The organism is Parasulfitobacter algicola, from assembly GCF_013315265.1.
GTDB lineage: Bacteria > Pseudomonadota > Alphaproteobacteria > Rhodobacterales > Rhodobacteraceae > Parasulfitobacter > Parasulfitobacter algicola.
In genome coordinates this window covers 159,416-178,508 of record NZ_JABUFE010000007.1, presented here as the reverse complement: position 1 = coordinate 178,508, position 19,093 = coordinate 159,416, and the positions used below count along the sequence as shown (strand labels likewise).

Here is a 19,093-nt window from a genome sequence, read left to right as displayed (position 1 = left end):
CCTCCAATGAGATTGGTGACTGGGAAACCAGTCTGCACAAGACCTGAACTTATGGCCCGCAGAGAGAATTGAAAAGAGCAGATTGCGCCTGTGTTTCAATATGTATCGGGGCAGGGGCGTCAGGGTCTGGAAAACTCCATACTGAAAATCAAGTCTACCATGTCAAAAACGGCGTTGACTAACCTGCGATCACACCAGTCTTGCGCAGGCTATTGATCTGATCATCGCAATACCCAAGCGCCTGCAATACTGAATGCGTATCGTTGCCCAAACGTGGTACGGGTTTGGGATCGGGTGTATCTGGATTGCCCGTCATAACGAATGGCAAACCCACCCCACCCGAGGCGCCGCGCGATGCGAATTTTCGGGTTTTGGCAGGTGGCAGGTCCAAAGCTTCTGGTAATGTGCGCAATCGCGCGGCAGGAACACCAGCGGCCAATAATCTGTTTTCCCAGTCTTCTGCCGTACGTGTGGCCAGAACGCGGGTCAAAGCATTGCCCAGCATATCCTTGTTCTTATCTCGGGCAACGGGATCTGCAAAACGGGCATCGGTCAACCAATCGTCGCATCCTAATGCAACCGCCAGTTTGCGAAACTGTGTCTCTTCGTTGACACCAAGACTTAGATGGCCAGACAGACAGGCAAATGTACCCGAAGACGGAGAACGGCTGTTTGCAGCATTTCCACGCGGTTGCGGCGCTGTAGCGGTCATCTGATAATCAGTGATTGTCGAACTCATCAGACTGAATGCGGTTTCCAGCATTGAAACGTCGACAAATGCCCCACTTTCTGACGTCTGCCTGCTAAACAGGGCGGACATCACACCCAAAGCGCCGACCAGCCCTGTGGCGTAATCTACAATCGGGGCGCCGGTACGGATTGGTCCCGTGTCCTGTGTACCTGTCAGCGACATCAGACCGCTGATTGCCTGGATGTTCACATCGTAAGCTGGCGCATTTTCCATCGCGTTTCCGCGCCCGTATCCGGTCATCGCACAGTGGATCAGCTTGGGATTAATGACTTTTGTTTGCGCCTCTGTCAGACGAAGACGGTCCAGCGTAGAAGGGCGATGATTTTCAACAAGAACATCAGCAGATTGTAAAAGACGATGAAACACGTCGCGACCAGTTTCTGTTTCCAAATCAAGTGCGATGGATTTCTTACCGCCACCTTGGGTTTGATACGCCGTACTCATCCCTTTTGCCGAAAGGTTTTTATCGGTGCCACCACGGTGGCGCATGGCATCACCATTTAGGCTTTCGACCTTGATGATATCTGCCCCCAAAAGACCAAGATAATAAGCACAGGCAGGTCCGGCCAGAACATGGGTCCAGTCGATGACGCGAATACCGTTCAAAGGTGCTGACATTATGCATCCTCCAGGGCGACGGCACGCGCTTGCCGGTTCAGGCTGCGAATTCGTACAATCAATGCCGCCAGACCGATCAGCAAGAACATTAATGCGATGGGGCGGGTTATAAAAATCATCACGCCATTATCCGATAGCAAAAGGGCCTGACGGAAGGTTTCTTCTGCCCCACCTGCCAGAACAAAGGAAATAACGAAGGCTGCCGGGTTGAAATCCAATTTACGCATTAACCACCCCATAAAACCTGCGGCCACCATGACGTAAACATCGAACAAGTTTCCGCGTGATGTATAGGATGCAACGAATGACGTCAGGAAAATGACTGGATACAGCACCCTGGTGGGTATGCGTGTGATGAACCGCCCCACGAATGCGGCCCCGTAATAACCGATCAGACCATACATGACGATGCCAATCAGACCACAGGCAAAAAGCGCATATACTAAATCCCGTGAGGTGAGAAACAATGTGGGGCCGATCTGGATACCATGGATCAGGAACACCCCGATCAGGATCGCGCCGATCGTCGAACCGGGGATGCCCAGTGTCAAAAGTGGTGCCATAGATGGACCGCTGACTGCATTGTTAGCGGCTTCTGGGGCTGCAACGCCCTCTAATGCGCCTTTGCCCCAATCGTCTGGGTTTTTGGCGCGTCTTTTGCCTTCGCCATACGCGACAAAGGCCGCAATGGCTGACCCAAGGCCAGGTAACATTCCAATGAATGATCCGATAAAGGACGATCGTATGACATGCGGCAGGCACGTTTTGTATTCGGCCCAGGTCAAACGATTACGTGACGCATCGTCGCTATCTGGGATCATTTCGGTTTTTTTCCCTCGTTCTTCGATTTGAGTGAACACTTCACCCAGAACAAATATGCCAATCATCAAGGGTACAAGGCTGATGCCATTTGTCAGATCAAAACTGTTAAACGTAAACCGTTCTGTGGCACTGATTGGGTCAAGGCCAATCATGGCAACCAGCACGCCCAAGGCAGCCGAAGCCAATCCGCGCGTAACAGATTTGCCAATAACGGATCCAATAACAATAAAGGCGGCGAAATAGACGGCAAAAAGCTCTGGTGGGCCCAATTTCAGGGCGATGGTGGCAATCCATGCCACACCAACGATCAGCAATATCTCACCGGTGAAATCACCGATGACGGATGAAATCGTTGCAACCTTCATGGCTTTGCCTGCTTTGCCCTGACGGGCAAGTGGATATCCATCCAATTGTGTTGCGGCCGATGCAGCAGTACCTGGAGTATTAAACAAGATCGCGGCAATTGAACCGCCATATCGCCCGGATTTTCCAATCACATATAAAAACGCAAGAGCTGGCAAAGGCTCCATGTAAAATGTCAGCGGCAAAAGCATTGCGATAGCCGCAGATGCTGTCAGACCGGGAATTGCGCCCACAATCATGCCAACAATAGCTGCCAATAATACCCAACCCAGCAAAACAGGATCACTCAGAACACTGCCGAGTGCAGCAAAAATTTCCATCGTTAATAACCACCAAGAACATCAAGCAGGTCGAACCAGCGACCCAAAGGCGGAAAGACTCCAAGTAATTTGAAAAAGATCATATGATACACTGCCGGGCATAGAACAGCTGCTGCGGCCAGACCGGTTTTGCTGCGTACACCAAAAATCCAAAGGGCCAACGGTGCTGCCAAACCTGTACTGATTAGATACCCGAACTTCGCCATAACCCACACATAAGCCAGCGACAAAAGCAACAAAGCGGCAATCGCCGGCAGGTGTTCGCGGCTTAAAGAAGATGTCGGTTTGCCTTTGGTATTCCATAATTCGGTCAAGCCCAACGCAATCAACGAAAGCGACCCTGCAAGCGGAAAAATGCGTGCGCCCCATCGTCCATATTGATCCAAGGCGATGGTCATGCTGGTAAATGTGGCGCCGATCCCCAAAAGGATCAACGCCACAGCAACAGTCCACGAGGCGGGAGTAGAACTTGCAGACAACTCTAGCCCTGCTCTTTTAGCGCATCAATGACGGGTTGGGTGTCGATTTGCATCTGACGCAGGCGCGCTTCGGTTTCGGCACCGGTCAAAAAGGCTGGTACATTGCCACGTTCGAACATCAGATCCGCAAACTGCTGCGTTTCGGTAATTGCTTTCAAAGCAGCTTCCATGCCCGAGATGATTTCAGGGTCAGTTCCGTTTGGTGCAAAGAACACAATCGGTGATGACACAGCGACATAGTCGAACCCAAGTTCCGGCAAGGTCGGCACATCATCGCGAACCGGATCACGGGCAGGGGCGGCAAGTGCCAGAACCCGCAGTTCATTTTCAAAACCAGCAGCTTGTTGAATGCCGACAAAGGCAAAATCTACTTGTCCACCGATCACCGCAGCCCGTGTTGGTCCACCACCCTTAAAGGGCACATCCTGGGCCTGCAGATTATTACGGTTCAAAAAGCTTTGACCCGAGACGTGGTGAAAACCGCCGCGTCCATTATGGGCCCACCGCAGGCTGCCGGGATTTGCATTGGCGGCATCCACAAGATCCTGAACGGATTGAAACGGGCTGTTTGCAGGTACAATGACGGCCGGTGTCAGGTTTCCGATCTGGGCGATCACTTCAAAGCTGTCAAAGGGGTTCACATCTTTATCGCGCAACATTGACGTCAACAGAAATGATCCTGCAGATGTAACCATGACCGTATTGCCATCGGGCCTTGCGGCTGCGGCTTCGGTTGCACCAGTGATGCCGGATGATCCCGGCTTGTTCACGATCACTAATGGCACTGGTAAAATACCATCAGCTGATGCGGCCGCGGCACGGGCAAGGGCATCGGTTCCACCACCTGCGGAATAGGGCAAGATCGCATTGATGGGACGGCGTGGTGTCCATTCGGCAAATGCTGGTGCAGCAGCAGTCACCGCAACGGCAGACACACCTATTTTAATAAAGTTACGACGTTTCATCTGAAATCCTCCCAGAAACACGTGGTGCATCTTGGCGCACCTACAAAAGTATCAGTGGACCTTAATAGAGACTATAAAATAGAAAAAACGCAAATATCAGAATTATAGTTCGGATTTTTCGAAATGAATCTCAAAAGTCTAAAAGTCTTTGCATTGGTTATGGAGGAAGGCACGCTTGCCCGTGCGGCGGATCGCATCAATCTTAGCCAATCTGCAGCAAGCCGTCTGTTACAAATCCTTGAAGAGGAATTCAGTATCGTCCTGTTTCGCCGCGACAAGAAAAGACTTATCCCGACCCCGATAGGCGAGCGGTTTTATCCCGAAGCACTGCGTATTCTGGCGCAAGTTGATCAAATCCCTGATTTTTTCGCGCAGATGCGTAGTGATGCGCCCGAAGCATTACGCCTGATTTGTCATCCAAGAATTGTAAACGGGCTGGTTTTGCCTGCGATTGTTCGCTTTGCACAGGTTGAGCCGAACACGCCAGTCAAACTAGAGATTTACCCCCGGCGTGATCTAGGCCGCCGGATCATGAATGACCGCTATGATTTTGGGATTTCGACCCTGCCGCTGCCCGTCGATACGATTAGACCGAATGTACTTGGTACGACAGAACTGCGTGTGGCATTGCACAAAGACCATTCATTGGCGCAGCGCGATGTCTTGGGGCCAGTTGATATCAAAGATCTTCCTTACATTGCTTTGGATGACACAACCGTCATTCGACGTATCGTAGACCGCGCCATGGACCGTGCGAATGCGCAACTTAGCATCAAGCATGAAGTATCGGCAGGATCTGCTGCATACCGCTTGGTTCAAAGTAAGCTTGGATTCACATTTGCCGATCCCGTCGCACTTGATCCCGAGGTCGCCCCAGACATTGCGCTGGTGCCATGGCAGTACAAAATGGCAGTTCCATTCGGGTACTTTTTGCCCCCAAAACGGGATCGACACCCCGAAGCCGCTGCTTTTGCCAAAGTACTTCAGGATATATTTGATGCAAAAATTTCGGGCGCGAAAACTGCAGAAACAAACTGATGTTTGTTTATAAGATATAACAGAGATGCATTCCCAAAACCCAGGCTCGTTTCTGATTGTATCGTTTCTCTTTTTATGGCCCATGCCGCAGCAATGCGCCGCGATCCGGACCTCAAAAGTTTTTCCCCAGCATTACCGTCCACCGGCCGTCAATTCATACCCGCAATTACCGCTTCGTATCAGGCCGACCGCGTGAAGCTCTTTCAGCCGGGTGTTCAAGACACTGAGGGATGCTGATCCGCACCGGGCTTGAAGATCACGGAATGTTTGAACCGCCCCTTGTTTGCCGGAGACCCAGAAGTAAGGATACTGGGTTATGGGAAAAAAGAATTTTGGAAAAAGATATCCGGACGAACTGCGTGCGTGTACTGTGCGCATGGTCTTGGATCGCGAGAGCGAATACCGAAGCAGGTCAGCAGCGATTTCATCGGTTTCGCAGAAGGTTAGATACAGCCGGGACAGCCTGCGCATCTGGATTAGGCAGCATGAGACGGACAGCGGTCTGCGTGGCGGGATGATCACGGCAGAGCAGGATCGGATCAAAAAGCCTGAACGTGAGAACCGGCAGTTGCGTCAGGCGAATGAGATACTGAAAAAGGCATCTGCTTATTTTGCTCAGGCGGAGCTCGACCGCCCGTTTCGGAAATGATCGCATTCATTCAGGAACACCGAGGTCAACATGGGGTCGAGCCGATGTGCCGTGTTCTGCAGATCGCCCCTTCGACTTTCTATGAACATCAAGACATCGCGCGTGATCCCAGTCTGGCATCAGATCGTGCCAAACGTGACGATGAATTGCGTCCTGAAGTGTTGCGCGTTTGGCAAGAGAACAGTTCGGTGTATGGTGCACGTAAGCTTTGGCATGCGATGAAACAAGAACAATTTGATATCGCCCGCTGCACGGTTGAGCGGCTCATGCGCGATATTGGCATTGAAGGCGTTCGGCGCGGAAAGAAGGTCAAAACAACCTATGGACAGCCTGCTGAGGTTTGCCCGCTAGACAAAGTGAACAGGCAGTTCCGCGCTTTGATACCCAAGCAACTTTGGGTATCCGGTTTTACCTTCGTGTCGACTTGGCGCGGTTTTGTCTATGTTGCCTTCGTCGTCGATACCTTTGCCAACCGAATTGTTGGTTGGAAGGCATCAACGAGCCAAGAAACCCAGTTCCTGCTGGATGCTTTGGAACAAGCACTTCATGCGCGCAGGCCTGCCGAGAACCTAATCCATCATTCTGATCTGGGGGCTCAATACGTATCGGTCAAGTACACAGAGCGGTTGGTCGATGCAGGATTGGAACCGTCTGTCGGCAGTGTCGGTGACTCATATGACAACGCCCTTACCGAAACGATGATCGGCTTGTCCAAGACAGAAATCATCAACCGTTTAGGCCCGTGGAAGTCCAAAGATCAGGTTGAGTGGGAAACGCTGAAATGGGTCGATTGGTTCAACACGAAGCGGATTTTTGAGCCACTCAGATACATCACACCGCAAGAAGCAGAGAACGCATACTATGAGGGCTTGAAAACAGACGACATTGCAGCTTGAGGTACGAGCTTAACAGGCTCCGGTAAAACCGGGGCGGTTCAATGTTTGATGAGCAATGCGTTGTTAGCCACAAAGCAAGGGTATAGTAAGTTGAAGTCCGTGCTGAAAGTGTAACGTGCTTGATGTACTGTTCTGACTTGTATCTGCTGTATAAAAAATTGCAGAATTAAACATGATTGAAAAAGCAGCAGATAACGGCGATCCCGATATGCTTACAACATGGTATCGTGAGGTTTATCCGGCTGGTCCGAACGACGGATTTTACAAGAAACTTGGCGATCATACAGTATCATTCGTTGATCGCGGCCCCCATCAGCTTGTCATCACATTTGATAGTGTGACAGACGCCAAAAACAAAGCAATAAATAAAGAACCATGGTTGGCACATCTTTGTCGTGAACAGGGTTACAGCCATCTTGGCATCACCACGCAGCAGCAATCCTGGTATCGAAACGCCCCATTGATCAAAGTGCTGGAAGATTTACGTAATGACGATTTTTTCAAGCAATTTGAAAGGGTTGTTTTCGCAGGTGTATCTATGGGTGGTTTTGCCGCACTGGCGTTTTGCGGTCTTGCTAAAGGTGCCACCGTGATCGCGTTCAGCCCCCAAGTTTCCCTCTCCAAGGCTCTAATCCCGTGGGAGGATCGCTTTCCGGAAGGCGCCGCACTTGACTGGACTTTGCCCTATGGAGATGCGTCCGAACATCTTGCGGATGCCGCGCATGTCTTTGTGGTTTATGATCCGTTGAACGCAAAAGATACCCGACACGCGGATCTGCTGTCTGGTGCGAATGTCACGCCGATGCGCGCCTTTGGGCTTGGGCATAACCCAAGTGTGCTTCTGGATCGGATGAACCGGCTTGATCTGATCATGACACATGCCATCCAGGGTGATCTGACGCGACAGATATTCTATGAAAACACGCGCGGCAGAAAAGACCTGTATATTTACCGCAGAAATGTTGAAGCGGTTCTGATCGAACGTGACAAACCCCGGCTTTTGAAACTGTTTCGCACAAGGTTTCGCGACAGACGCCGTGCCTTGATGGAAAAAACATCCACGGTGGCGGTCGCCCCTGATCCAGCTTCCAACGACGAAAGACCGCCCCATGTTTGGCCATCGGCCCCGGGGAATGCATGGATGATTGATGTGTCCGGTGATGCCATCCGGTATCTTTCTGATCGTTATCACGGCCAGATTATAGGCTATGAGGAACGCGCGCAGGTCACGCTTGCCCAGACGCCGCCGCTTGCCATTGGAGTGATCGCCTTTGGGGGGGGCGTATCGATTGAACGCAAGCTATCTGAGCGGTTTGAATGGCATGTCGTGGATCAGAAGCTAAGCGCGGATGTTCCTGTTTTTGCAGCGGAAAGTCATGGTGTGATCGCGCAAATTTATAACAGGATCAAAGGCAAGGCGCTGACGACGACCATTGCTTTGTCCCACCCCCAACCAGGTATCACCGAACAGGATGCAAAAGTGGGGGGTGACGCATATACTCAAATTCTGGATCGCATCAAGGCCGCGACAACTGCGCTGGCACAATGGGACAAACAACTGTTTATCGACCGTATTCATCTGTGTTTGTTATCCGGCGCGCCACAGGTTCCAGAACAAGCGGCTGATTTTCACTATGCAGCAATTGCGCAGGAATTGCGCGGTGATGTGACCCTGATCACGGGGCAAAAATCGTTTCCCCTGATCGTTGTGTCACAAAGTGCGGGTACGCAAACCGATGGCACATCGCAGGTTATTCTAGCCGAAGGTCGCTTGGATATTGATCACCCAACGATTGGTATCGTGGTGGCTACGCCGAAATACCCCTTTGCGATGATGCCCGATACGCCTGCCACTCTGACATCCGAAGATCAGCTTTTGGTTGATGAAATCGAAGCCCATGCCTTGGCTGAAGTTCATGCGGGTCGGCCGTGGTATTGCCCATCTTTGCAAATCGCATCCTTGGCGAAACGAACAATTACAGCAGAATTTTCAACGTTAAGTGATCTGCAATTTGTGTCGGATACGGATCATGGATTTGCCCTGATGGGGTGCGACAACAATGCAAAGATCACGTCTGTCAAAGCGTCAGGGAAAACTGTTTCCATCGTCTGCAATAAAGAACCAAAGGGCGAAAACCTGGTGCTGACATACGCCTGGGGTGCGACATCGACGAAGATGGATGGCAAGCCTGCAAATACGGGTGGACTGCGCGACAATTGGTGTGCCGAAAGCCAGCTTTCAAACGGAAGATCGCTGTACCGCTTTGCCCTGTCAGGGCGGACCCGTATTATCAATCACGACGGATAGATCATATGGCGAAAAGAAAAAATATCCTGCTGATCGCGATCGACGACGGCTTTGCCTTTTGGCGCTATCGCACGGCGTTTGGGGCCACGCTTAAAACACCTAACCTTGATCGAATTTGCAGTATGTCTGCGGCGTTTACGTCAGCCTATTGCCAGGTGCCGATCTGCGGACCATCGCGGGCGAGTGTTATGTCTGGGTTGTCGCCCTATGAAACGGGCGTTTTTGACAATTATACCAATGTCTTTGACGTCATGCGCGCCGAACAATTTTGGTCATTTCGGCTTAAGCGCGAAGGATATTATTGTTCAACAGCGGGTAAGGTTCATCACGGCTATAAGCCGCTGGCCGATGATTTTCACAACGCCCTTTACTCACACCCCAGTCGACCGGTTCACTTTGGCCCCGCCAAAAATGCACCCGCCGTGGATTTTGGAGGTAAAAGCGGCGGCAAGGGGACGACTGACATCAAGAATGATCGTCAATATTACGATTTCAGATCATCGCAGGATGCCCTTCGGTTTCTGCAATCTTATGATCAGGATGCACCTTTTTACCGTGAAGTCGGATTTCACCATCCGCATCCCCCCTTTCGCACGCCCGTTCGCTTCAAAGAGATGTACGATCTGGATGATTTCATACATCCGGACGATTGGGCCCTTGGTTTTGATCTATCGGAATTCACTGGCCGTTACATGATCGAAAACATGGACCAGAACGATATCGAGGCATGGAAAAAGTCGATCCGCAATTATTTTTCCGCCTACAGTCATGTGGATCATCACATCGGGCGGGTCTGGAACGCGCTGCAAAAGTCAAAACATGCCAAAGATACGATTTTTGTGCTGTATTCCGATCATGGTTATCACATGGGCGACAAGGGGCGGTTTCGCAAATTTACTCTGTGGGAAGAAGCCGCGCGCGCGCCCTTGATCATCCATGATCCAGACAGCCCGGCCCGCATGGTCGAAGACCCCGTGGCCCTGACGGATGTTGGCCCGACCATTCTGGATTACGCCAATTGCAAGCCGATGCAGCACAGCGTCGGACAGTCCCTGCGACCTGTCATCGAAGGAAAAACACAAGAAAAACGGGCAATCCCGACATTCTGGTATGGCAGTGCGTCGGCCCGGTTCGGATCGCATCGCATTACGCTGTATCAGGACGGCAGCGCCGAGTTTTATGACCTTGATAATGATATGTGGCTGACCAAAAACCTGGCGCATAAACACCCTGAATTTGAATCCGCACGTAAAGCGTTACTGCAAACCTGCGCGGAATACGGTGTCATGATTGTGGAACAGGGCGTGCCTGCCAATCAGGCGTCCAGCTATGTTTCGGCGCTGAAAGGGGGGCAGGATTTCGATGACCTACCCACTAATGGCATCGTGTCCATTGGATCACTGACGCCCTATGGAGACAGCCCCGGCTATCGCAAGCAATTCGCAACACTGGACAACAACGGGACCCTGCATTTGGCCAAAGGTGTGGATGAATTGCATTTTGCATCCGATACCAACGGGGGCGTGTCGCATATGAAAGTTGTCGGCAATGACCGTGATAACCGGATCATTTTTGCAGGAAGCCACAATCGCTTTACGCTTGAGGTGCATTCCGGCCCCGGTAACAACTTCATCAGAACCAGCCACGATAGACTGATCGCCTATGGCGGGCCCGGCAATGACATGATTATCGGGGGGGTGTCGGACAACATCATTCACGGCGGGTCTGGAAATGACACGCTGTATGGTGGCCCTGGAAATGACGAACTGCACGGTGATGCGGGTAATGATGAACTTTACGGCGGCGATGGCAATGACACACTTTACAGCGGGTCGGGTAATAATCTGTTGGATGGTGGCCCTGGTGTGAACCTGATTGTGGTGGAGGGTGGCATAAACCGTATTATGGCGGAAGCTGGCGAAAACACTCTGTTGTTCAAGCGCACCGAACTGCCGCAAACCGTTCACGGCTTCACGCGCGGTGTAATTGATCTGTCGGACTGGGCGTGCCTTGGTCCTGTCAGCGTTGTGTCGCAAAAGGGTAATGTGATCTTAACCTGTGTCACGGAACGTGTCGTCTTCAAAGCGGCTGACGAACAAATCGTTCGGGAATGCATTAAGGGAAACCGGATCGTCGGCACCCAAGTGTGACATTGGGTTTAAGATGTCGTTTCTGAATTCCTCATAAAGTTATAGGCCCCATCGAAAAACGGGGCGCAGCATTTCAGCGGGCCCCGTTGTTTGTCACCGGTGACGGTTGTTGGATTATTCTGAACGATCGCTTTCCAGACGGTCTTTCAGCATTGCCAGTTCGCTCAGCGACAGGCCTTGTCCTTCGACACCCAGGGAACGGGCCAGCTGGTTGTCGGTGGCGACACTTTGTGTTGAGACGATGTCGTTGCTTGTGCGTTCAAAACCGATGCGCTCGTCGCTGTCGTTGGCAGCTTTGATGGCGGCCAGTTGGTTTGTGGTGAACACGCCGGGTTCAACTCCGGCCGAGCCTGCCAGCTGTGTATTCGCGAATGCGGGGGCGGCGATGGCGAGGGTCAGGGCGGCAATTGTTGCTTTAACGTACATGGTTTTGGTCCTTTATGTTTGCCCACTGGGGCGTTTTGGATATGGCCGTTTGGGCCGGTGGGTGGCGGTTGGACTGTTTCAAGTCCGCTCGTCGGATGAGATTGATTTAGGGACGATGTGTGGGGTTTGACATTGGCGAAACCGGCCATGGATTATGTGCGCAAATGCACATCACTGCGGCGTGAGCAGGTCTTGCCCTGCCTGCACGCGCGATCCTGTTTGTTTATTAGGGAAACGATCCCACCGCAGCACGGATGTTACAACACCCACCCAAACACCCGCCAAATCCTCACGAACGGTGTGAGGCGTGAAATATTTGGGGAAGGGTGAGTTCGCAGGAATACACCCCGCGAAATTCGGTTTGGCGGGGGCAGGGGGCTATTCCCAGATCGAACTTCGGCGAATTTTGCGGGCATCGGCCAGTGTTACGGTACGCGATTGCAAAAGTGACAGGCGCCCCTGGACGGTCCGTGTATAAACCAATCGTGCGGGCCCCACATAACGGTTCCACCCATCTTGAAATGCAGTGGCGGTATCTTTGCGTGCCGCCAGATCCTTGGGCACGGGATATGGGGCGATGCGTAACCTGCGCCCAAGATAGCTTTCGCGTATAATCAGATACCGCGGGTTATCGATTGGGGCGAAAATTTCTTCGAGCATTGCCAGAAAGCGGGTTTCTTCGGGCAGTGTTGCGCCGACCAACGTACAGTAAGCCAGCCCGTCAGACGTTTTGCCGGCTTCAACCTTTAACTGGTCGCGGGGTGTTCTGATACGGTCGGTCTGTATCATTGCATGCAAAAGGGCCAACCCGGTCTGCCGCAAGCTGCCCGCCATCGTGCCGTGGTCAATCACGCGTTTCACCCTGCGTAACGCAGGGATCATGACAATGGTTGATCCGGTTGCAAATGCGATGCCGGAAATCGGGTCCAGCAGATATGTCGCCCAAAATCCCATCGCGCCACTGGCGATACCAGCCCGCGGAATAAGCTGCGCGACGGCGTCCGTGCGCACCAGTCCGCGGGGGGCTTGCGCGGTTTCAATTCGATGCTGGACATGTGGATCGGGACTGCCTGTGATCAATGCTTTTTGCCATTGCTCTGCAATCTGGTCGCGCTTAACTGCCTGGGCCCCAGAGTTCGCATTAACGGCCTGTACATTCGTGTCGTGATAAAACCCTGAAACGATGCGCCCCTCGTTATTATCCAGATGCATGAATGTATCAAAGCGTCGGATCAGGGCGTCGATCTCTGGCCCTGTGGTGTTAGGGGCCGTGGTTGCAATATGCCAGATATTGGCAACCTTTTGTGGGTTGTCCGGATTGCATCGAATGGCCCGCCCGCGCACCTGATTTGACGACACAAAGGATTTTACATTCGTGGCCAGGATCAACGTATTGATCACAGGCAAATCCCATCCCTGACCCAAAAGCGACCGGGTTCCGATCAGCACACGCACATGACCATCACGCACAAGATCAGACACAAGACTGACCCGCCGATCCGACGCAACACCTGACAGGTCGACTCGATCATATCGGGCATCATGGGGCAGGGGGCGTGCTGCAATACCAGGGCCGCTTAGACTGCCGGATGGAACAATGATCATAGATCCGGTCAAGACGGCCATATCAGCCGGCTGATCCGGTTCAAGCCGCAGTCGTTCAAACACGGATCCCGCATCCAGGCGCCCTGATTTTGGCATGCTGCGGTATCTTTCGCGAAAAATATCAGCGCGGAAATAATCGGGGTCTTCAGTGGCAAGCTTGATCGCATTCGCACCGACGTTTTCGGTTAGTATGGCAAGGCGCAGATCATCGCCCATATGCTGGCGTTCAAGCCGGGTGATATCGCGGATGCTATAGAATTTCTCGGCTGCGTTTTGCAGGATACGTCGCTGATCTTCGTCGTTTGTGATGGGCAGTTTGACACGTTCGCGGTAAAGTGCGCCGTTCTTGCTAAGCAGGGTCACCAAGGGATCAGGCAGCGATTTCAAAAGGCCCTGACACAAAATGCGCAACCAGTCATAGGTTAACAGTGGAATGTGTTTTTGACCCACGCCCAAGACGCGACGGGCGTATTTTGGAACTTCAGTATGAGCATCGGCCAGATAGATCAGCATGGCAGAAAAAAGCTGAGGATCAGACAGTAGATCAGAGGTGTGGCGCCGCGTATCTGAAACCCACGGATGGTCCAGAATGATTTGCACCAAGGTGGGATCGGCGCGCAATCCATTGAACAGCAGTCGGTTGATATGATCGGTGTCAGTATATGTTTCAGGATGTTCAAGCTGCGTGATATGAACAAGGTCCTGATGTGGGGCCAGGTCGCCGGATTTTACCAGCTCAGGAATGCTGATTTCAGCATCAATTGGCCCGCATAAATCGTTATATCTGCGCCATTCGGTTGATATGACGTCATAGGGGGGCGTGGCGGTCAGCGATACGGTCTTGGTATTCAGCGTCTTGATGACGTGGTCCAATGCCTCCCACCAGGAATTGCGCAGATGGTGCGCTTCGTCCAGGATCACAACGCTGACACCGGCTTTGGCCAACACGTCGGGGTTACAGTCGGTAAAAAGCGCCTGATAAGTGGCCACGGTGACAAGACCGGGTGCCGCCAGATCGCCAGAGATCCAATCGGGGCGGGTTTGATCGGGTAGGAACAGATCAACCAGTCTGTCGACCCATTGATTGCGAATAGCGATCGAGGGGGCAAGGATCAGCGTGGGTTTGCCAATCTGGCGCATGACCTCAAGGCCCAGAACGGTTTTGCCAGCACCGGGGGCGGCGACGACATGTAGTTTGCGATCCTCAAGATGGGTTTGCAGATTGGCAATGACACGCGCCTGATATCCCCTCCAGGGATAGCAAAACTGCATTGTGTCAAAAGGGCTGTCTTTCATACCAATCAGAATGTCAAACGCGCAAGCTGCGTATCCAATGCAGCCATTGTGGCTTCCATGTCGGCAAAATCATTGTCGATACAGGCCTTTTCAACACGCCCGAACAGTTCGCGGTATTCCTGCATCTGTGCGCCCATGGCGTCCAGCCGATCCTGTTGTTCGGGGCGCACTTTGTCATTCAGTTTCACGAATTTTTCAACCAGATCCACAATCAAACGGGCGTGGTGATAGATAAAGCGCCGCGTCATTGCCAGATCGCGTTTGTCCTCCATCACTTCGGTTCGGACACGTTCAAGGCGTTCTGCCATATCCCAAAAGATATCAGCATAGGGCTGGTCAATCTGTTCGGCAGCCCCGCGCAAGCGTTCGCCATAGGTGGAAAGGATCAAACCAGCCTTGCCTTGCCATCCCAGTTTTTGTTTTGGGCGCAGCCAGATAAAAAAAAGAATACTTAAAGCGGCGATGACAATGCCGCCACCTGTTATCATATCCACGGCCATAAAACCCTTAAAACATCTGCAAAATTATCTGTGCATAATTACAGATAATCAATGCGGGCAAAAGGGGCTATTCACGGACAACTTGCACTGAACAGGTTGCGTGTCGCACGACCCGTGCCGTGGTCGAACCAATCATGTAATCGGCCATGGATTTGCGATGTGCAGCCATGACGATTTGCGACGCAGGCAGTTCTTCGGCTAGGTTCAGGATTTCATCATAAACCGTGCCATAGCGCGCGATGACCTCGAATGTCATGCCGGCGGGGGCATGTTCGCGCCCAATTTCTTCCAGTTTTGCGCGGGCTTGTTGCAAGATTTCTTCGACATTGAAATCCTCTGATCCGCCGGTTTCCCCGCGGATCGAATAACGCCAATCCAGACCGCCCATAATCTCTGGTATGACTGTCATGACTGTCAATTGGGCGTCTGTCGCTTTGGCCATGGCAAACGCATGGGGCAAGGCTTTTTTCCAAGACGACGGATAAGACAGATCAATCGGGATAAGAAGGTGTTCGGTCATGTGTTATCTCCGTTCCGGGCGTGCATAAAGCCAGATCAGCCAGCCAAACAGCAGAAACACGATCGCCGTCAGAACTGAGGTGAAAGGCGACGGGTTCACAGCTGCGGGTGGCGCAGGCAAGGCAGGGGTTAGTGCGGCGGCACCAGGAAGGGCGGGATCAAGCCCAATGTCAGATCGCAGCGCATTGCTGATCGCCAGAACCGTTGTGTTGGACAGGGCTGCGACATCTGTCGGGGCAGATGCACCGGGTCCCTGGGGTCCGACAGCGTCGGTATTTTCAACCACGGGTCCGGCCAAGACCATCTGCGAAGACAGGGTCTCAATGGCCGTGTTTTGCCCATCATAACTGCCTTCGGGAATGCGCGCCTGACGCAACTGGGGATACCGGACCAGGTTATCGCCCTGGTCCCACCCTGTGACAGACAGCAGCCTGCCGTTTTCCAGCAAATCCTGCACAATGGATGATCCGATGGGGGCCAACACCAGTGCGGCATCGCCGGTGGTCAGATCACTTTGTGGCGATAGGGTTATGCCTGAATTGCCTGCCGCCAAGATCATACCGGCACGGTGTGACGCCGATCCTTCGGGACCTGTCACAAGCGTTTCGATATCACTAAAGCGACGCGTATCGCCCAAACCGATCACATGCAGATAGGCTTGCCCAACGACGCCGACCCCCTCAAAGGGACGGGTTTCAGGTAAATTATTTGCACCCAGATCTGCAAATTCAACCGCTGTTACCAAGGCAATCGGCATGTCGCCTGATGCCAATGCGGCCAAAGGATCGGACTGTTCTTGCAGCAAAACCCGCCGCCCGGGATAAGCTTCGCGCACGGCGCGCAATGCCCGCCCGGTTTCGGTATCTGCCGCGACAAACGGGGAATGCGCGATGATGATAGGTTCGGCAATTTGCAAACCGTCGCTTTCGTCAATCAAACCCATCTCAGCCAAGGCGGCACGGGCCACTTCGCGCGGGGACAGGGCATCCTGATCAACCTGACTGTTAAGTCGCTGCATGGTTTCTGCATCCAGCTTGCCTGCCAGTTGGTCAAAAAGCCCCTGAAGCTGTGGAAATTTCACCAAAGCATCTGCACGGACCAATGGGGCGGCCTGATAGACAGGAAAGAAGTTCAGATCATCGTCAAGCAAAACAAGATCAAGATCCGCGATCTGACCGTCGGTGGTAAAAACCTCAATCACGTCCGTATCGCCTGCCAACAAAGTGTCATAAAGCTGTGGGCGCGCATCGGCGGAAACGACACTGACATTGCCAAAGCTCATGCCATAGCGTGCGGTCATGGGGCCAAATCCATCCAACGGACGGCTTTGGAAATTCTCTTCGATCCCTATGGTCAGATCACTTGCGATGCTGACCAGATCCGAGATGCTTTCAACACCCAGTTCCTGTGCACGGCCCGCGCGCATGGCCAGACCATAGTTGTTGTCAAATCCAAACCGTTTGCCCCAGACCAGACCAAGAGGTTGATACAATGATCTGACGCGTTCGGTCGCCGCATCCCCATCTGTCATCGCAGGCTGGCCAAGCATGACAAGTCCGGTGCCGTTATATTCGGCGTAAACATCAATATCGCCGCGCTTGAGACTTTCCAGATTGACCAAAGTTGATCCCAGATTGATGCGGCGGGTCACGGCAATTCCGGCATCTTCGGCCAGGATTGCCATCATTTCCGACAGGATTGAGCTTTCGCTGAAATCCTTGCCGCCAATTTTCAACGTACCGGCCGGATCGTCGCAAGACGCCAAACCAATCATGCACAGCAAAGCAAAAATATACCGCATTATCTTCACTCCGCTGCCGTTGTCACTTGGCCACGCGCCTCTTTCGGGCGTGTCTTGTCAGGAAGTTCTTTGCGAATTTCACGCAAGAAGCCCACGATCTGCAAAAGCAGGATGATCGAAAACGGTAATGCACCGGTAATCGCCATCGCCTTTGCCACCGGGATAGATCCGGTCAGCAACGTGCCTGCAGTCAAAATCGCGATCAGAACACCCCAGACCAGTTTATGCACAATCGGTGGGTTCAAATTACCTTCGGTTGTCATCATCGACAGAACAAACGTCCCTGAGTCTGCCGATGTTACAAGGAAGATAAAGATCAGAAAACAGGCTGTTGCCCCAAGAATTTCACCCAGTGGGAAATAATCAAGAAAGCTGAACAGCGCGGATGTCACATCGGCAAAGACCAGTTCTGACAGACCGCCACCACCAAAGAGTTCGATGTAAATCGCCGTGCCCCCAAAAGCGGAAAACCACAGTATCGAAAATATTGTGGGGATGAAAATCACGCCGATGCAAAATTCGCGGATCGTACGGCCACGTGAAATGCGTGCCACAAAGATGCCCACGAACGGGCCCCAAGCCAGCCACCAGATCAGATAGGTCAGTGTCCAGCCACTGGTCCAGCCCGCTAACCCTTCGTATGGAAACATCTTGAACGCCATAGCCGGCAATCGCGAAAAGTATTCCCCGATTGAATTGGTGAATGTTTCCAGAATAAAGCGCGATGGTCCAAAGATGATAACGAACAGCATAATCGCGATTGCGATGACCATATTCAGGTTCGACAGTATTTTGATGCCTTTATCGACGCCGGTTGTGGCCGACAGCATATAGCAGATGAAAAGCACGCCCATGATGATCAGGGATATTGTTGTTGTATCGCCGACACCAAACACGGCATTCAGACCGCCACGCACCTGAAGTGTGCCCATTGTCAGCGACCCGGCCAACCCAAAGACCACCGCCAGAACACCCAGAACATCGGCTAGCGTTGCGATTGGTTTGCCCATCGGTCCCTTGAACAGCGATCTGATCGGTGTCGAAATTTGCGACGGCTGCCCTCGTCGGAATGTGAAGTATGCAATCACCAGTGCACAAATCCCATAGATGGACCACGCATGCAGACCCCAGTGCAGATTTGTGATCACCAGAGCCTCGCGTGCGGCTTCTGGTGTGCCACCCTGCATACCGGGGGGGCCTTCAAAGTGGTAAATCGGTTCGGCCACACCCCAAAACAGCAGCCCTGCGCCCATTCCACCGGCAAACAACATCGCAATCCAGGATGCTGTTGAAAATTCGGGCCGTTCATCATCTTTGCCCAACCGGATATTCGCATAAGGGCCAAATGCCATGTATCCGCTTAGGATCAAAAAGCCCGTGGTGATCAACAGCCAATACCAACTGATGCCTGTCAGCATATAATTGGTGAAGCCCAAAAATGTGCCTGTCATGGCATCCGGATCAATCAGACCCCAGCCACCAATAGCTGCCACACAGGCCAGCGATATGAAAAAAACAGCATTGAATGCGGGACGTTTCGAAGTCATTTGGGGCCCTCTTCCTATTTAACTACGGATGGGGCGGCCA

General features: G+C 52.5%; 14 protein-coding genes and 1 other annotated feature. Of the genes, 4 read left to right on the top strand and 10 right to left on the bottom strand.

Annotation, left to right across the window (positions count from 1 at the left end; genetic code table 11):
* Positions 1–178: 178 nt before the first annotated feature.
* The 4 genes from HRQ87_RS12940 to HRQ87_RS12925 are packed head-to-tail and all read right to left on the bottom strand — an operon-like array spanning position 179 to position 4,318.
* Complete coding sequence (locus HRQ87_RS12940; RefSeq protein WP_174138854.1) at positions 179–1,369, bottom strand: CaiB/BaiF CoA transferase family protein; 1,191 nt, start codon at positions 1,367–1,369, stop codon at positions 179–181.
* Positions 1,369–2,874, bottom strand: coding sequence for a tripartite tricarboxylate transporter permease (locus tag HRQ87_RS12935; RefSeq protein WP_174138853.1), 1,506 nt, complete (start codon positions 2,872–2,874; stop codon positions 1,369–1,371). The genes HRQ87_RS12940 and HRQ87_RS12935 overlap by 1 nt, the downstream gene beginning before the upstream one ends.
* A 2-nt stretch (positions 2,875–2,876) precedes the next feature.
* A complete protein-coding gene (locus HRQ87_RS12930) occupies positions 2,877–3,314 on the bottom strand; it encodes a tripartite tricarboxylate transporter TctB family protein (protein WP_343035274.1) in 438 nt (145 codons plus the stop codon).
* Between the two features lie 41 nt (positions 3,315–3,355).
* Positions 3,356–4,318, bottom strand: coding sequence for a tripartite tricarboxylate transporter substrate binding protein (locus tag HRQ87_RS12925; RefSeq protein ID WP_174138851.1), 963 nt, complete (start codon positions 4,316–4,318; stop codon positions 3,356–3,358).
* A 123-nt stretch (positions 4,319–4,441) separates the two neighbouring features.
* Between HRQ87_RS12925 and HRQ87_RS12920 the strand changes: the two genes are divergently transcribed.
* From HRQ87_RS12920 to HRQ87_RS12905, 4 genes are all read left to right on the top strand, one after another.
* Positions 4,442–5,356, top strand: a complete 915-nt coding sequence (locus HRQ87_RS12920; protein WP_174138850.1) for a LysR family transcriptional regulator — start codon at positions 4,442–4,444, stop codon at positions 5,354–5,356.
* Between the two features lie 316 nt (positions 5,357–5,672).
* Positions 5,673–6,901, top strand: a protein-coding gene (locus HRQ87_RS12915) for an IS3 family transposase (protein WP_425501579.1) whose coding sequence is annotated in 2 segments (ribosomal slippage) — positions 5,673–5,967 and positions 5,967–6,901 — 1,230 coding nt in all. Because the reading frame shifts where the segments join, the coding sequence is not laid out codon by codon here.
* Positions 5,960–6,076, top strand: a sequence feature (AL1L pseudoknot). It overlaps the preceding gene by 117 nt.
* Positions 6,902–7,073: 172 nt before the next feature.
* Complete coding sequence (locus HRQ87_RS12910) at positions 7,074–9,209, top strand: hypothetical protein (protein ID WP_174138848.1); 2,136 nt, start codon at positions 7,074–7,076, stop codon at positions 9,207–9,209.
* A gap of 5 nt (positions 9,210–9,214) precedes the next feature.
* Complete coding sequence (locus HRQ87_RS12905) at positions 9,215–11,359, top strand: sulfatase-like hydrolase/transferase (RefSeq protein WP_174138847.1); 2,145 nt, start codon at positions 9,215–9,217, stop codon at positions 11,357–11,359.
* A 114-nt stretch (positions 11,360–11,473) separates the two neighbouring features.
* Here HRQ87_RS12905 and HRQ87_RS12900 read toward each other — a convergent pair whose 3' ends face one another.
* The 6 genes from HRQ87_RS12900 to HRQ87_RS12875 form a co-directional block, all read right to left on the bottom strand.
* Positions 11,474–11,785 carry a hypothetical protein gene (locus HRQ87_RS12900; RefSeq protein ID WP_174135947.1) on the bottom strand — a complete coding sequence of 104 codons (312 nt, stop codon included), beginning with the start codon at positions 11,783–11,785 and terminating at the stop codon, positions 11,474–11,476.
* Between the two features lie 378 nt (positions 11,786–12,163).
* The gene (locus tag HRQ87_RS12895; RefSeq protein ID WP_174138846.1) at positions 12,164–14,686 is read right to left on the bottom strand and encodes a DEAD/DEAH box helicase family protein; all 2,523 of its coding nucleotides are present in this window, start codon (positions 14,684–14,686) and stop codon (positions 12,164–12,166) included.
* Between the two features lie 5 nt (positions 14,687–14,691).
* Positions 14,692–15,180, bottom strand: coding sequence for a hypothetical protein (locus tag HRQ87_RS12890; protein ID WP_174138845.1), 489 nt, complete (start codon positions 15,178–15,180; stop codon positions 14,692–14,694).
* A 73-nt stretch (positions 15,181–15,253) separates the two neighbouring features.
* Positions 15,254–15,706 (bottom strand): universal stress protein, encoded by a 453-nt coding sequence (locus tag HRQ87_RS12885; protein ID WP_174138844.1) that lies wholly within the window; start codon positions 15,704–15,706, stop codon positions 15,254–15,256.
* A 3-nt stretch (positions 15,707–15,709) separates the two neighbouring features.
* Positions 15,710–17,506, bottom strand: a complete 1,797-nt coding sequence (locus tag HRQ87_RS12880) for a glycine betaine ABC transporter substrate-binding protein (protein WP_174138843.1) — start codon at positions 17,504–17,506, stop codon at positions 15,710–15,712.
* A 5-nt stretch (positions 17,507–17,511) separates the two neighbouring features.
* The gene (locus tag HRQ87_RS12875; protein WP_174138842.1) at positions 17,512–19,053 is read right to left on the bottom strand and encodes a BCCT family transporter; all 1,542 of its coding nucleotides are present in this window, start codon (positions 19,051–19,053) and stop codon (positions 17,512–17,514) included.
* Positions 19,054–19,093 lie beyond the last annotated feature (40 nt).